Here is a 13898-nt window from a genome sequence, read left to right on the forward strand (position 1 = left end):
CCAGATTACGACGGGCGGTCGATCCGAGCGATCACATTGACCGTTCCGCGTACAGGTTGCGCCCAATTAATCTGGATCTGGTCGTCATTCGATCCCGCGGATTCCACCACATGGTGGCCCGGGTAGACCACCTGCCCGCTGCCGTTTCTTAGCGGGCCATCGGACACCACGGCCTCGACCGTGCGGGCCTGCCCGCCAAACGGCAGGAACGGCGCGCAGTCCACGGTCCAGGTCGACGCGGCCGACCCTTCCTCATGCTTAAGGCTAACGGGATTGTAGATCGGCTCTTTGACTGCGTTGAAGGTGTTTCCAGAGAAGACGACATTGACCATTCGCCCGTAATCGAGATCGGCATAGGTCGTATCGACCCGCTCGATGCGGTCGACATTTCCATTCAGCGCCCGGAACACGTTGCCGATCACGCTCAGCCCCTGAATGTAATGCCCCGGCCCATGCGGCTTGATCACGATCCAGTTGAACCAGTCCGCCGCACCGATGGCGGTGAACACATTGCCTGAAATCGTCATGCCACCGAACGAGAACTGGTTGTTAAACTCAGGCCGCGACTCGTGCTCGTTCGTCCACTCGATGAAGTTGTTGTCGATATAGTTTCCGGTGATGAAGCTCATCGTGTTGGGTGTGGTAAACACGATCCCGCCAAGGCGCGGAGCATCCGTTTCGCTGTCTCCGTGAAACCAGTGATTGCCGATGATCGAGTTTCCGGTCCCCGACAGAACGCAGAAATGCCGGAACAGAACCGTGCGGCAATCGCGGATCTTCACGTCATTGGCATTCGCATTCAGCGCGATCGTCGTCCGATCCTGCGCCCGCAGCGGCTGCTCGTTCGACAGGAACTGACACTGATCGATCAAAAGCCCCTGACAGGCGGTATTGATAGAGGTGATCCCCCGATCCTTCGGGCGGGTGATAAAGCAATCGGTGATCATCGAGGCAAGGCCGGTTCGGGCCAGCATGATGGCACTGGCCTCACCCGAGCACTGGAACTCGATCCCCTTCATCTGAAAGACGCTGAGCTGATTGAACCCGCTGAAATCCAGAAGATACTTGAACCGCCGGAACGTATAGACCTGCGTGCCTTCCGCATCGAAAAGAGGCTGGCTCAGCGTCACGCTTTGCTGGCCGATATTCACATCCTGCACATAGACTTCCCGCCCGACGCCGGAGCCTTCGACAAGCGATCCGATGGGGATATTCGCGACGTTCTGCACATTGGTCAGCTGCCGCTCATTGGAAGGGGTATAGGTGCCTTGCGAGCTGACAACGATCGTATCCCAAGCAGGGCCGGGGACCGGAAAGAACTGACCGTTCCGGATCACCCGGCGGGTCGCGAATGTGTCGCGCGTGGCAACAGCCGCCTGCATGTCCATGGGCCGCGTCAGCCCGATCCGGCGCCCGTCCAGATCCAGAGATTCATGGTCGTTGAAATGCAACAGCGCCTGAAACGCCTTGCGGAACGCCTCTTCCTCGTCGCCGAACGCATCGACATAGCTCGAGAAATCGTAGTTCTTGGCCAGAACGAACCGATCCTCGGCATCCATCGTCAGACGACCCTCGAACCGGACCGTATTCGACATCGTCAGGTTCCGCCCGATCCGGTACACACCCGCCGGCACAAGGACATCCCGCCCCTCTGCCGCACTGTCGGCCGCGATGAAAGCATCGGTGTCATCCGTCGTGCCATCGCCCTTCGCGCCATAGTCCCGCACGTCGACGGTCGAGATCAGCGAGCCCAGAAATGCACCCGACGCATCCTCAACCGTGATGTCATCGATCCGAACCACACCGCCATTTGGCCCTTCGATATTCAGCCCGATATGCCCGTAGGCGACATTGTCGTCCCAGACCATATCGACGCCGCCGCGCTCACCGATGCCGATGATCGCCCGAACCTCGAAGACCTCTCCGTAAGCGGTCAGCTGAACCTCGGGCCCGGCCTCGGGAACGCTACCGACGCGCGATCCGTTGGACCGCGCCGCGTAGCCCGCGATCCGCACGATCGGCAATGCGCCCGCCACACATTTCACCCGCGCCGTCACCTGCAGATAGCAACCCGGCAGAATCGGCGTCTCGCCCATAAACCGAAGCTTGGTCACGCTGTCGGTCTTTATGATCTCCAGACAGCCGCCGAAGTCCTGATCGGACGGCACGAACGCGCCCGACCCCGATCCGGCATAGGTGTCCGATCCCGGCGTGCCGTCGCCGCTCGACCACTGATCCAGCCCTGCCGCAAACGGCGGCGGCGTCAGCACCAGTCCGTCGGTAATCGCCTTGTTCATGAAGATCCCCTTTCCCATTCGGCCCCGACATCAAGGGCGCTCTTGCGAAAGAGGGATTAGAAGCGAAATCTCAACGAGCTCTGAGACCACCGTCACGGTGGCCCCGGCCCCGCAACGGGGCGCGAGCTAGGCGCCGAGCCCCGGCATGGGAAGAAGCTGGACCCCGTTAATCTGCCAGCCCTCCTCGGTCTCGATCATCTGATAGTCCAGCATATGCAACTTTCCGTCCGCATCGCGCACCATCACCTGCTGCCAAAGCCGCCCGGCCACCTCGCGCAGGTCCAGATACCGCACCTCTGCGTTGTTCCAGACCATCGGATAGCCCTGCTCGACCATCGTTCCAAAGGTTTCGGGCGTGCCGAACATGCCTTTGATCATGGGCGAGGCGTATTCGAACGCCGCCTCGGGATCGCGCGCCTGAAAGGCCTCCATCTGGTTCTGGATCGTCCGCTCTATCGCGGCGCTGTCTCCAGTATTCTGGGCAAATCCATAGCTCGCCCAGACCAGTCCCAACGCCAGTATACACCATCTGAACATGACCGATTTCTCCTCATCACCATGTCACTGATACGCAACATAGCGGAAATCGGTTTCATTTCTCCAAACGGCCTTCCAGAGCATCTCCAATCAGCCGCGCCGTATCCTCGATCCCGTAAAGCGCGATGAACCCGCCAAACCGCGGTCCCTGACTGGCACCCAGCAGCACCTCGTAAAGCGCCGTGAACCAGGCCCGAAGCGGCTCGAACCCGTGGTCCTTGCCGACGGCGAACACCATCGATTGCAGCTCTTCGGGATCGGCGCTGCCGTACCAGCCCTCCAGCCGCGTCTTGAGATCCTCCAGCGCCGCCCGCTCAGTGTCAGAGGGCGCGCGGTAAACCTTCTCGGGCTTCACGAAGTCGTTGTAATACCGCACAGCAAAACCAGCCGCCTGATCCAGATCCGGATGGCTTTCAGGCGAGGTGTCGGGCGCATAGCGCTGAATAAAGCCCCAAAGCTGCGCCTTCTCCTCGGCCGCAGACACGCTGGCGAGGTTCAAAAGCATCGCGAACGGCACCACCATGTTCGAGGCAGGCACGTTATGCCCGTGGATATGAAAGACCGGATTGCTCAGCCGCTGATCCGGCTCCTGCCCGCCATAGGCGCCAAGCTGCTGGTGATACTCGTCCACCGCCTTCGGGATCACATCGAAATGCAGCCGCTTCGCCGTCTTGGGCTTCTGATACATGAAATATTGCAGGCTCTCGGGCGAGGCATAGGCCAGCCAGTCCTCCATCGAGAGGCCATTACCCTTCGATTTGGAAATCTTCTGCCCATGCTCGTCATTGAACAACTCGTAATTCAGCGTCTCGGGCGGCCGCTCCCCCAGCGCGCGGCAGATCTTGGTCGATTGCTGCACGCTGGTAATCAGATCCTTTCCGGACATTTCGTAATCGACGCCCAAAGCGGCCCAGCGCATGGCCCAATCGGGCTTCCACTGCATCTTCACATGCCCGCCGGTCACCGGCACCTCGATCCGCTCTCCATCCGGCTCCTCATAGACGATCGTGCCCTTCTCCACATTCCGCTCCAACGTCGGCACCTGCAGGACATGCCCCGTCTTCGGAGAGATCGGGAGGAAACACGAATAGGTCGCCTGCCGTTCGGGCCCCAGTGTCGGCAGCATGATCTCCTGAATCTTGTCGAACCGCTCCAGCGCCCGCAGCAGCATCTCGTCAAAGACCCCGCGCGTGTAATAGTCCGTCGCGCTCACGAACTCGTATTCGAACCCATAGCTATCAAGGAAATCCATCAGCATCGCGTTGTTGTGCTGGGCAAATCCGTCATGCGTGCCAAAGGGATCGCGCACACGCGTTAGCGGCAGGTTCAGATCCTTTGCCATCTCCTTCTGCATCGGCACGTTGGTCGGCACCTTCCGCAATCCGTCCATATCGTCGGAAAAGCAGATCAGGCGCGTCGGGATATCGCTCAGGATCTCAAAAGCGCGCCGCACCATCGTCGTGCGCGCAACCTCCCCGAACGTGCCGATATGCGGAAGCCCCGACGGCCCGTATCCCGTCTGGAACAGAACATGCCCCTTCTCGGGCGCCCCGCGCTCATACCGTTTGAGCACTCTGCGTGCCTCTTCAAAGGGCCAGGCCTTGGATCGCATCGCAGCGTCGCGCAAATCGGTCATCGCTTCTTTCCCTTCGCCCGACCGCCGGGCGTGCGCGTGCCTATTGCGGGGCCGCAAGCAGGTCAATAAATGACTATCCTAAATGAAGGCAAAGGACGCCCAGTGAACCAACCCACCCCAATGACCGCTCAGGACGCGCTTGCCGCCATGATGGTGGCCGTTTCGGCTTCGGACGAGCATATGCGCACGTCCGAGCTTCTCAAGATCACCAATATCGTCGAAACACTTCCGGTCTTCGCGGGCTACGACCCCGACAAGCTGACGCTTGTCTCCCAGACGGTCTTCGATCTTTTTGAACAGGAAGACGGGCTCGATGCGCTTTTCGGCCTCATCCGCTCCGCGCTCGAGCCCCGCCTTCACGAAACCGCCTACGCTCTGGCCTGCGACGTGGCCGCCTCTGACGGCATCATCGCCCAGTCCGAGGCCCGTCTGCTGGAAGAGATGCGTTACGAACTCGACCTCGACCGCCTCCATGCCGCTGCCATCGAACGGGGCGCGCGCGCCCGGCACATGACGCTCTGACGCAAAAGGGCGGCCCGTTCAGGACCGCCCATTGCTTACCTTAGTCCAACCCGGATCAGTTGTTGGTCTCGCCCTCTTCGACTTCGGGCTCTTCGACCTCAACCTCTGCTTCGGCCTCTTCCTCGGGTGTGTTCACATCGACCGTCGGCACCGTCACTTCGACCTCGGTCGTTCCGGTTTCGATGGATCCCACATCGGCATCGAATTCGGGCGCCTGGCCCCCTTCGACCTCGACATCCACATCCGGCAGCTCGGCCTCTTGGGTCTGATCGACATCGATCAACGTCACGCCCAGCCAGATTGCGATACCGACAATGATAACACCCACAATCGCGAGAACGGGTTTCATTCTTTTATCTCCTTGTCCCAATAGGACATTCTGCTTCGATCATCAGGTCGACTCCCGAAAGACAAATTGGTTCCACAGCAATATGCCGAAGATTATTGGAACTTTGACCTCTCGCGGACCATTCCCAATGCAGACACAGCAAAAACACCAAAGGAGACCTCCAATGGAATTCATTCTTGGTCTGATCCACCTCGCGCTCGTTATCTACGCGGTCTACAATATCGTGACCTCGGGCGCATCGACAGGTGCTAAGGTATTGTGGGCACTGTTTGTTTTGATCTTCCCGGTCGTCGGCTTTATCGTCTGGCTGATCGCGGGACCACGCGGATCAGCTGCCACAGCCTAACGTAAGATCATATCTTAAAAAGGGGCGGCTCCATCGCGAGCCGCCCCTTTTTTTATCCATTATCATGCCAATTCAATCGGCAATCTATTGCCCATAAAGGCGGCCCCACCGCTGTAGCAGCCTCTGTTGCAGCTTTTTCGATCTCGTATTCCAAGCGCGGCCTCCATCGGGGCGCTCCCGCTGCGCCCGTGTCAGCGTCGCCCGGCGGGCGCTGTCGGCCGAGAAATACGCAAAGGCAAGGTCCGTCCCATCCACCGCATCGGCAAATCCCGCAAGAGCGCTCACAAAGTTCAGCGTGCCGGTCTTGGCCTGCACCTTTACAGGATGATCGCCGATGATGCGCCGGTCCTCGCCCCGCATCGGGATCGTCTTGAGAAGAGGCCGCAAAGGCCCGTTCGGCCCGGAGGCGACGAGGATCTTGATCATCTCCGCCGGAGAGATTGCCGACGCATCGCCCAGTCCCGAATGATCCACGAACCGGGCAGCAACCCCGAACTTGGACGCCGCCCAAAGCGACATGGCCCGGCCTGACGCTTGAAGGCTGGCAGGCACCTGGCCCGAGGCCGCCGTCGCCGTCATGCCCATCGCCTCTGCTGTGATATTGGTCGAATAAAGCAGCATATCGCGAACGATAAGGCGCAATTCCGGCGACCGCCGCTCGGCCAGCACGTCGCCGCGCGGACGCGCCGTCGTTTCGACCACATCGCCCTCGACCGTGATCCCCTCGGCATCGAGCATCCGCAGAAACACATCGCCCGCATAAAGGGCAGGCTTGCGCACGGGAAGCCACCGGCTCCCGCCATTACCCAGCGCCCCGCGCGCCACCGTCCACTGATCGGCATCGCTGCCTTCGCTATAGGTATAAACCGGACTGCGCCGCTCCACGACCTCCATCCTCGAGATCGAGACGGTGGGTTTGTACTGCTCCGTGCGCGCGTCCATCGCCACGTCATAGCTGTCGCCGTTGCGCTTCCACTCGAAATGCACGCGATTGAAATTGAGGTTGATCCCCGACACCGACGGCGAATAGCCGACATAGTCAGGCTGCCCGGGATCGATGCTGGACACGAACGGCAAAGCCCCGGCCCAGACCTTCAGATCGCCCGACACCCGCAGGACACCCTGCTCCTTCAGCCGTGTCGCGAAGCGCGCCAGATGATCCGTATTCATCACCGGATCGCCGCCGCCGACCAGCACGAGATCACCATCGAGCAACCCGTCACTGACCGGAGCGGTCCCCAGAACGGTTGTCCGGAACCGATAATCCGCGCCCAGCTTGTCCAGCGCGTAAACCGCCGTCACAGCTTTCAAGGCACTGGCCGGCGGCAACGGGACATCCGTATCGACCCCCTCGAGCACCACGCCGGTCCGCGCATCGGCCACGGCAAAGGCAACCGCCCCGCTTAGCCCTGCCTCATCGACCATCTTCTGCGAATTGGTGCGGGCCACAGGCCGCCGCGAGGCCGCATCGTCAGGCCGCCTGACCGGCCTCAGCGATGTCAGCGGAGCGTTTGCCCAAGCTGCGCCTGCGATGCCGGACGTGATCCCGCCCAAAAGCGCGCGGCGCGTCACATTTGAAATCAACCGTTTCGTCATCCCAAAAGTCCTCTGCCACAGGCCACGATCCCCAAGCAAGATCCCGGCCCGGTCTATGGGGGCATAACCGGCCAAACTCGCGCAAAGTTCATCACGCGTTTACATCTGATCCCCCCGCGCGGCGCGGATGAGGCGATCCTGAGGCAGTCAGACCGACGGCACCCAATCGCCAGCCGCCCTGATCGCGCTGGACGACACCTCCATCATCGGCAGGTTTTGAAATGCCCAGGCTGGCGCTTCGGTCTGCCCCAACAAACGCGCCCGCTGTCCCTTGAGCCGGGAGGCCCCAAAGACCCGCGCCGCGACCGACATCCGGGCCGAGATCCGCTCTCCGGGCCGGGCAAGCACTCCGACTGGCACCGTCTCCATGATCCACCGCCAGCGCTCCCAGTGATGGAACTGCGCCAGATTGTCCGCGCCCATGAGCCAGACGAACCGGACCCCCGGATAAAGCCGCAATAGCGCCTCCAGCGTCTCAGCCGTATAGCGCGTGCCGGTTCGAACCTCGATATCCGTCACATCCACGCGCGGATGCCTGATCAAAGCGCGCGCCGCTCTCATCCGGTCCTCCACCGGCGCCGGTCCTCGCGCCTTGAGCGGATTACCGGGAGACACCAGCCACCAAACACGGTCCAGCCCGAACCGTTTAAGCGCCTCTCGCGTGATATGTGCATGCCCTTCATGTGGAGGATCGAAAGACCCTCCCAAAAGACCGATGACCTGACCGGCGCGGGCATAGGGAAAACCAGAGCGCATGCGCTTCCATCCCGCGAAAATCTCGTTTTTGCAATGGGGTAGACGGACCCAGACCGTCAGGCAGGCTTGTCCTCAAGCGGCACGACCTCATCCCCCAGGGTGATCCGTCCGTCTGCCAGAACCTCCGCATACCAGCCGCCATGCCCTCGGACCGCCGAATAGCCACCCGTTCCCAGAACCTCTTCCATCCGCGAACATGGATGGCACGGCCCTGTCACCCTCAACTCGGCCTCGCCAACGCGAAGACGCCGCCCCTTCAAAGCGGCGAGGTTCAGCCCTGTCACGCTCAGATTCCGCCGCAGCAACTCTGGCGGCAGACGCTTATGCCCCAGCATCGCGGCGATCACCGGCAGATGTTCTCCTTGCACGAGCGTCACCGCCCTCAGCTCCGACACCCCGTGATCCCCCTCGATCCCGGCCCGCGTCACTCCCGCCTGCTCCAGAACGCGCATCGGGGCCCGCCGCTCCGGACGGACCCCGATCCAGTCAAGCCGCCCGGGCTGCGCAAACCGCGCCATCATCTCGCGCAGGTCGCTCATCCCCGACGGCCTTTCTTCACATCACGCGCCGACGATCATGCCGCCATTGGGATGCAATGTCTGCCCATTGAAGTAATTGCCGTCCGACGAGCACAGAAACAGATAGGACGTGGCAACCTCCCAAGGCTGCCCGGGCCGCCCCATCGGCACGCCGGATCCGAAATCCTCGACCTGCTCGGCAGGCATCGTGCCCGGAATGAACGGCGTCCAGATCGGCCCGGGAGCGACCGTGTTCACCCGAATCCCCTTCTCGATCAGGTTCTCCGCCAGGCTCCGCGAAAACGCCAGCGACGCACCGCGCGTGGTCGAATAGGAGATCAGCGATCCCATCCCCGCAAATGCATTCACCGACGACGTGTTCACGATCGACGCACCCTCGCTTAGATGCGGCAAGGCGGCCTGCGTACAGAAGAAATACCCCATGACATTGCTGTCAAAGGTCCGCCGCAGCGTCTCCTCGTCCAGCTCCGTCAGATCCTCGTCCAGCCATTGCTGCGCGGCATTGTTGATCAGAATATCCAGCTTGCCGAACCGCTCGACCGTCTTGGCGACGATCTCTTCGGCATGGGCCTTCTTGCCGATATCGCCGGGAAGCAGCAGCGCCTCGGACCCTTCGGCCTCAACCAGCCGCTTCGTCTCCTCGGCATCCTTGTACTCCTCAAGATAGGCGATCGCCACCTTCGCGCCTTCCCGCGCGAATAGCACCGACACGGCCCGCCCGATCCCGCTGTCGCCGCCTGTGATCAGCGCGACCTTGCCCTCCAGCTTTCCGACGCCGGGATGGCGCGGCATATAGTCCGGCGCTGGCTCCATCTTGTGCTCGTCGGCGGGCATGGCATCCTGATCCTGAGCGGGGATCTTCACAGCTTCATTCATGGTGTCACTCCTCATTTGCGTCGCCAGCAAACGGATTGCGCCCCCCACACGTTCCAAGGCCGGGCGGCCAAACTGCGCCGGCCCTATGGTCGCCCGCTGCCGGTTACCCTACATCAGGAGGGCGCCCGAGGAGAGAGAGCCCCCATGTCCGACACCGCCCCCTTCCGCCCGTTCGAGACCGCCTTCGACCACGACACCGCCCTTACTCACCTGCAAGAGGCGACGCGCGGCGCCGATGACGGCGAGCTCTTCGTCGAACGCCGCCGGTCCGAGATGCTTTCCTTCGACGATGGCCGCGTGAAAAACGCCAGCTACGACGCCTCCGAAGGGTTCGGCCTCCGCGCCGTCAAAGGCGAAACGGCAGGTTATGCCCATTCCACCACGCTGGACGAACACGCCCTCCAGCGCGCCGTCTCCACCGCGCGTCTGGCCATCGGGGACGGCGGCGGCACCATCGCGGATGCGCCCTCGCCGACCAATCGCAAGCTCTATACCGATGCCGATCCCATCGCCGACGCGACCTTCCCGGCCAAGATCGATACTCTCAAGGAGATTGACGCCTATGCCCGGCAGCTCGACCCCCGCGTCGTGCAATGCTCCGTCGCCCTCGCCGCCTCCCATCAGGAGGTCGCCATCCTGCGCCCCGACGGCACGCTCGCGACTGACATTCGCCCTATGGCCCGCCTCAATGTCTCGGTCATCGCCGAAGAGAACGGCCGCCGCGAAACCGGCACCGCAGGCGGCGGCGGGCGCCACGGCCTGACCCAGCTCATCGATCCGGATCACTGGCAGCCGCTTGTCCGCGAGGCGCTGCGCATCGCGACCGTCAACCTGACCGCTATCCCCGCCCCCGCGGGCGTTATGGATGTCGTCCTTGGCCCCGGCTGGCCCGGCATCCTGCTGCACGAGGCCATCGGTCATGGCCTCGAGGGAGACTTCAACCGCAAGGGCACCTCCGCCTTCGCGGGCTTGATGGGAGAACGCATCGCCTCGCCCGGCATCACCGTCCTCGATGACGGCACACTTCCGGACCGGCGCGGTTCAATCACCATCGACGACGAGGGCACGCCCTCTTCGGCGACGACGCTGATCGAGGACGGGATCCTCGTCGGCTACATGCAGGACCGGCAGAACGGACGTCTCACCGGCGGGGCCTCGACCGGCAATGGCCGCCGGGAAAGCTACGCCCACCCGCCTATGCCGCGCATGACGAACACCTATATGAAAGCGGGGAACACCGATCCCAAGGACCTCCTCGCAGGCCTCAAGGACGGGCTTTATGCCGTCGGCTTTGGCGGCGGTCAGGTCGATATCACCAACGGCAAGTTCGTCTTCTCCTGCACCGAAGCCTACCGCGTCGAAAACGGTAAAGTCGGCGCGCCCGTCAAAGGCGCGACCTTGATCGGAGACGGCGCAACCGCACTCCAGCAAATCCGCGCCAACGGCAACGACTTCTCACTTGATCCGGGCATCGGCAATTGCGGCAAGGCCGGTCAGTGGGTCCCTGTCGGCGTCGGACAGCCCTCGATGCTGATCGGCGGTCTGACCGTCGGCGGCGCGGCCGCCTAGGCGCATCGGCTCGCCATCGATGCGCCTACCCGCTCGCGCACAAACCGCTATTTCCTCCGCGGGGTCGCAGCCAGACTGATCCGAAAACCGCTTTCTGTCCTGCGCATCGGGCATTAGGAGCGGTTATGATTTCCCCAGACCGTTCTGCCAGAAGAGCCTCGACTTATATCCATACTCGGTCACCGCAACGCGGGCGCTTCTTATCTGTTCATCCGTCAGAACGACCGGCAGCTTGCCGCTCTTTTCAGCCTGCGCCTTCAGATCGACAGCGATGTCCATAAAGGCATTGCTGCTCAATCCGCTTACCGGTCCATTCCTGATCTTCAGACCGTTGACCACCGTGTAGGCGGAACTGTTGTTCAGTTCATACCAATGCTCTGCGATAAAGGCCGCGCCTTCCTCGCGCTTGGAAGACGCGATCTTCACGCATGAAACCGACGCATCCAATGCGGCATGGGTTGCCTCGTGAATAGCCGTCTTGGTTCCCTCGATCGTGTTGAACACGTCGGCTGACTTGAATCTGATCTTATCGGACCCGTCGCTATATGTGCCAACCGCTTTAGCCTTTTTGAGCAAATCCGGATCAAAGAAAACCCTGACCCGGCGGGATTGTAGTGCCGTCGCAACAAGACGAAATGCCATTGGCGTCACCTCGACCCCGCGCATCTTGAACCCGATCTTTTGCACATGAGGGCCGGTCAGAAGGGAGGCATATCTCTGATAGAATTCAGCGGATGCCTCGACCGGGTCTGTCTTGGAATTGCTTTGAACCAACACGGCGTTCTCCAAATAAGTCAGAAATATTGCTAATTTGTTAGGGCGCACGGACGGCCAATACAAGTGAACGTCATACTCACCGACCTAACCTGTCCGCAAATTATAGGACAGGAACCCATCCCCCTGCCTCTTTCGGCAACCGTCCGGCGAGACGGGGATCGTCAAAGACCTCCACCTTCCGCGCATAGGCCTCGAACCCGGCCTTGCGGTAAAACCCCATCGCCCCCGGCGAATCGAGCGTGCAGGTATGCAGCCAGACCCGCTTCACCCCGCGCGCGAAGGCCTTGTGCAGCGCCTGTTCAATCAACCAGCGTCCCAGTCCGCGCCCCATCCCGGCGCGGCTCAGGCCAAAGAAGGTCACTTCGCAATCCCCGGCGACGCTGAAATCCAGCTCCAGCATTCCCAGATCCGCGCCGTCCTCTACCGGAACCCAAAGCTCTGTCCCTTCAGCATCCAGCACCGCCCGAAGCGCGTCGTCCGAAAGCGCTAGACGCGATGCCCAAAGCCACTCCTCCCCCAAATCGCGAAAGAGCGTCCGGTAGGCCTGTGCAGACATGCCGTCACGCCGCTCCAGCGTAACGCCGTCCGGTGTCGCGACGGTCCCTGAAGGCGGTTGGCGCCGCTGCAGAAAGGTGACCACCGCAGCCAGCTTGCCGGGCGGCAGATCGTGATATCCATCATCCAGCATATTGGGCTCATCCTTCGGCTTTGGCATCGGCAAGAGGGCTCTTGCGGACCGACTTACAGGCTGGCCCTCGAGGTGCCAACTTGATCGCAAAATGGGAAGTCGGCGCTCAAGCTTGCGAAAATCCACATACGCAATACCGACCGGATACCGACCACATACCGACACGCCGTTTTTGTTCATCTTTGATTAACCAAGCAGGACTAGACCGGTGTCTGCAACAGGCGGAGCACCCACAATGGCCCCGGTCGATCTGTCTCCTGATCACCACCCAAACCCTCCGATCTCGGGAGAGGATGATCTGGCCTGGCTCCGCTTGTTGCGATCGCGGCGCGTTGGAATCTCTACGTTTTTTCGGCTGATGAACGATCACGGCTCGGCCGTGGCTGCTCTGGCCGCGCTTCCCGGCATCGCCCGCGAGGCCGGGATCGACAGTTACGAGGTCTGCCCCGAAGGCGTCGCCCGCGCCGAACTTCGCGCCGCCCGCGCCGCCAAGGCCAAATTCATTCGTTGGGACAGCCCGACCTACCCCGATCTCCTCCGCGAGATCAGCGATCCGCCGCCTTTTCTCTGGGCTATCGGGCGCACCGAACTACTTGCAAAGACAGGGAAAATCGCCCTCGTTGGCGCCCGCAACGCCTCCTCCCTCGGCACCCGGATGACAAGCACTCTTGCCACCGCGCTCGGCGCCGAAAACCGCATCATCGTCTCCGGCCTCGCCCGCGGCATCGACACCTCCGCCCACACCGCCAGCCTCGAGACCGGTACAGTCGCGGTGGTCGCGGGCGGCGTTGATGTCTGCTATCCTGCTGAAAACACGAACCTTTACGATGCGATCTGCCACAAGGGCCTCATCCTGTCCGAGCAGCCCATGGGCCTGCAACCGCAAGCCCGGCACTTCCCCAAACGCAACCGCATCATCTCCGGCCTCTCCGAAGCTGTTGTCGTGATCGAGGCTGCCGCGAAATCCGGCAGCCTCATCACCGCCCGAAGCGCTCTCGATCAAGGCCGCGACGTCCTCGCCGTTCCGGGTCATCCTTTCGACGCCCGCGCCGCCGGTTGCAACATACTGATCCGCGACGGTGCCCGGTTGGTCCGAGGTGTGTCCGATGTCCTTGAAACCGCGTCTCATCAACTCGCTGCAAGCGACAAACTCCCGTTGCCGGACCCGACACCTCCGAAACGAACGCTTCGGCAAACGGCAGATCTGCACAGCCAAATCCTGTCCCGCCTCGGCCCGTCACCAATGGCTGAGGATCAACTCATCCGCGACCTCGCCGGCCCCTCCGAAACGATTACGCCAGCGCTTCTGGATCTCGAATTGGACGGCAAGGTCCAGCGCCATCCGGGCGGTCTTTTATCGAGGAACTAGCGTGGGTCGAACCAGGATCGCGAAGGCAAGGTGTGGCGCCA

General features: G+C 61.9%; 14 protein-coding genes. 4 read left to right on the forward strand and 10 right to left on the reverse strand.

The annotated features are described in order from the left end of the window. Positions 1-5: 5 nt before the first annotated feature. The 3 genes from AAD018_RS15925 to AAD018_RS15935 form a co-directional block, all read right to left on the reverse strand. Positions 6-2297 (reverse strand): glycosyl hydrolase family 28-related protein, encoded by a 2292-nt coding sequence (locus tag AAD018_RS15925; protein WP_367315857.1) that lies wholly within the window; start codon positions 2295-2297, stop codon positions 6-8. A gap of 126 nt (positions 2298-2423) precedes the next feature. Next, positions 2424-2834, reverse strand: coding sequence for a DUF4864 domain-containing protein (locus tag AAD018_RS15930; RefSeq protein WP_367315856.1), 411 nt, complete (start codon positions 2832-2834; stop codon positions 2424-2426). A 55-nt stretch (positions 2835-2889) separates the two neighbouring features. Next, a complete protein-coding gene (locus tag AAD018_RS15935; protein ID WP_367315855.1) occupies positions 2890-4470 on the reverse strand; it encodes a lysine--tRNA ligase in 1581 nt (526 codons plus the stop codon). Positions 4471-4590: 120 nt separating this feature from the next. On the opposite strand from AAD018_RS15935, the gene AAD018_RS15940 reads away from it, so the two are divergent. Further along, a complete protein-coding gene (locus AAD018_RS15940) occupies positions 4591-4992 on the forward strand; it encodes a tellurite resistance TerB family protein (RefSeq protein WP_367315900.1) in 402 nt (133 codons plus the stop codon). Between the two features lie 55 nt (positions 4993-5047). Here AAD018_RS15940 and AAD018_RS15945 read toward each other — a convergent pair whose 3' ends face one another. After that, entirely contained in the window at positions 5048-5341 is a 294-nt protein-coding gene (locus AAD018_RS15945) for a hypothetical protein (protein ID WP_367315854.1), read from the reverse strand. Positions 5342-5504: 163 nt separating this feature from the next. On the opposite strand from AAD018_RS15945, the gene AAD018_RS15950 reads away from it, so the two are divergent. Continuing rightward, positions 5505-5687 carry a PLDc N-terminal domain-containing protein gene (locus tag AAD018_RS15950; protein ID WP_367315853.1) on the forward strand — a complete coding sequence of 61 codons (183 nt, stop codon included), beginning with the start codon at positions 5505-5507 and terminating at the stop codon, positions 5685-5687. Between the two features lie 84 nt (positions 5688-5771). Here the strand turns inward: AAD018_RS15950 and dacB are convergent, their stop codons facing one another. The 4 genes from dacB to AAD018_RS15970 all read right to left on the reverse strand — a co-directional run bounded on the left by dacB (position 5772) and on the right by AAD018_RS15970 (position 9454). Beyond that, positions 5772-7283, reverse strand: a complete 1512-nt coding sequence (gene dacB / locus AAD018_RS15955; protein WP_367315852.1) for a D-alanyl-D-alanine carboxypeptidase/D-alanyl-D-alanine endopeptidase — start codon at positions 7281-7283, stop codon at positions 5772-5774. A gap of 147 nt (positions 7284-7430) precedes the next feature. Further along, entirely contained in the window at positions 7431-8039 is a 609-nt protein-coding gene (locus AAD018_RS15960; protein ID WP_367315851.1) for a nicotinate-nucleotide adenylyltransferase, read from the reverse strand. A gap of 56 nt (positions 8040-8095) precedes the next feature. Further along, the gene (locus AAD018_RS15965) at positions 8096-8578 is read right to left on the reverse strand and encodes an MOSC domain-containing protein (protein WP_367315850.1); all 483 of its coding nucleotides are present in this window, start codon (positions 8576-8578) and stop codon (positions 8096-8098) included. Between the two features lie 21 nt (positions 8579-8599). Further along, positions 8600-9454, reverse strand: a complete 855-nt coding sequence (locus tag AAD018_RS15970; RefSeq protein ID WP_367315849.1) for an SDR family oxidoreductase — start codon at positions 9452-9454, stop codon at positions 8600-8602. Between the two features lie 144 nt (positions 9455-9598). Between AAD018_RS15970 and tldD the strand changes: the two genes are divergently transcribed. Continuing rightward, positions 9599-11023, forward strand: a complete 1425-nt coding sequence (tldD, locus tag AAD018_RS15975) for a metalloprotease TldD (protein ID WP_367315848.1) — start codon at positions 9599-9601, stop codon at positions 11021-11023. A gap of 123 nt (positions 11024-11146) precedes the next feature. Here tldD and AAD018_RS15980 read toward each other — a convergent pair whose 3' ends face one another. Together AAD018_RS15980 and AAD018_RS15985 are read right to left on the reverse strand one after the other, a co-directional pair. Beyond that, positions 11147-11863, reverse strand: coding sequence for a hypothetical protein (locus tag AAD018_RS15980; protein WP_367315847.1), 717 nt, complete (start codon positions 11861-11863; stop codon positions 11147-11149). 37 nt (positions 11864-11900) lie between these two features. After that, complete coding sequence (locus AAD018_RS15985) at positions 11901-12515, reverse strand: GNAT family N-acetyltransferase (RefSeq protein ID WP_367315846.1); 615 nt, start codon at positions 12513-12515, stop codon at positions 11901-11903. Between the two features lie 208 nt (positions 12516-12723). On the opposite strand from AAD018_RS15985, the gene dprA reads away from it, so the two are divergent. Next, on the forward strand, positions 12724-13857 hold the full coding sequence (gene dprA, locus AAD018_RS15990; RefSeq protein WP_367315845.1) for a DNA-processing protein DprA: 1134 nt from the start codon (positions 12724-12726) through the stop codon (positions 13855-13857). The last annotated feature ends 41 nt before the right edge of the window (positions 13858-13898 follow it).

The sequence above is a fragment of the Aestuariibius insulae genome (genome assembly GCF_040783535.2).
In the GTDB taxonomy this organism is placed as follows: Bacteria; Pseudomonadota; Alphaproteobacteria; order Rhodobacterales; family Rhodobacteraceae; genus Aestuariibius; species Aestuariibius insulae.

Excerpts from the sequence above, each read along its gene's own strand:
- dprA (WP_367315845.1), top strand. The coding sequence starts at position 12,724 with ATGGCCCCGGTCGATCTGTCTCCTGATCACCACCCAAACCCTCCGATC.
- AAD018_RS15935 (WP_367315855.1), bottom strand. The coding sequence starts at position 4,470 with ATGACCGATTTGCGCGACGCTGCGATGCGATCCAAGGCCTGGCCCTTT.
- AAD018_RS15925 (WP_367315857.1), bottom strand. The coding sequence starts at position 2,297 with ATGAACAAGGCGATTACCGACGGACTGGTGCTGACGCCGCCGCCGTTT.
- AAD018_RS15970 (WP_367315849.1), bottom strand. The coding sequence starts at position 9,454 with ATGAATGAAGCTGTGAAGATCCCCGCTCAGGATCAGGATGCCATGCCC.
- AAD018_RS15950 (WP_367315853.1), top strand. The coding sequence starts at position 5,505 with ATGGAATTCATTCTTGGTCTGATCCACCTCGCGCTCGTTATCTACGCG.
- dacB (WP_367315852.1), bottom strand. The coding sequence starts at position 7,283 with ATGACGAAACGGTTGATTTCAAATGTGACGCGCCGCGCGCTTTTGGGC.
- tldD (WP_367315848.1), top strand. The coding sequence starts at position 9,599 with ATGTCCGACACCGCCCCCTTCCGCCCGTTCGAGACCGCCTTCGACCAC.
- AAD018_RS15965 (WP_367315850.1), bottom strand. The coding sequence starts at position 8,578 with ATGAGCGACCTGCGCGAGATGATGGCGCGGTTTGCGCAGCCCGGGCGG.
- AAD018_RS15945 (WP_367315854.1), bottom strand. The coding sequence starts at position 5,341 with ATGAAACCCGTTCTCGCGATTGTGGGTGTTATCATTGTCGGTATCGCA.
- AAD018_RS15940 (WP_367315900.1), top strand. The coding sequence starts at position 4,591 with ATGACCGCTCAGGACGCGCTTGCCGCCATGATGGTGGCCGTTTCGGCT.
- AAD018_RS15985 (WP_367315846.1), bottom strand. The coding sequence starts at position 12,515 with ATGCCAAAGCCGAAGGATGAGCCCAATATGCTGGATGATGGATATCAC.
- AAD018_RS15930 (WP_367315856.1), bottom strand. The coding sequence starts at position 2,834 with ATGTTCAGATGGTGTATACTGGCGTTGGGACTGGTCTGGGCGAGCTAT.
- AAD018_RS15960 (WP_367315851.1), bottom strand. The coding sequence starts at position 8,039 with ATGCGCTCTGGTTTTCCCTATGCCCGCGCCGGTCAGGTCATCGGTCTT.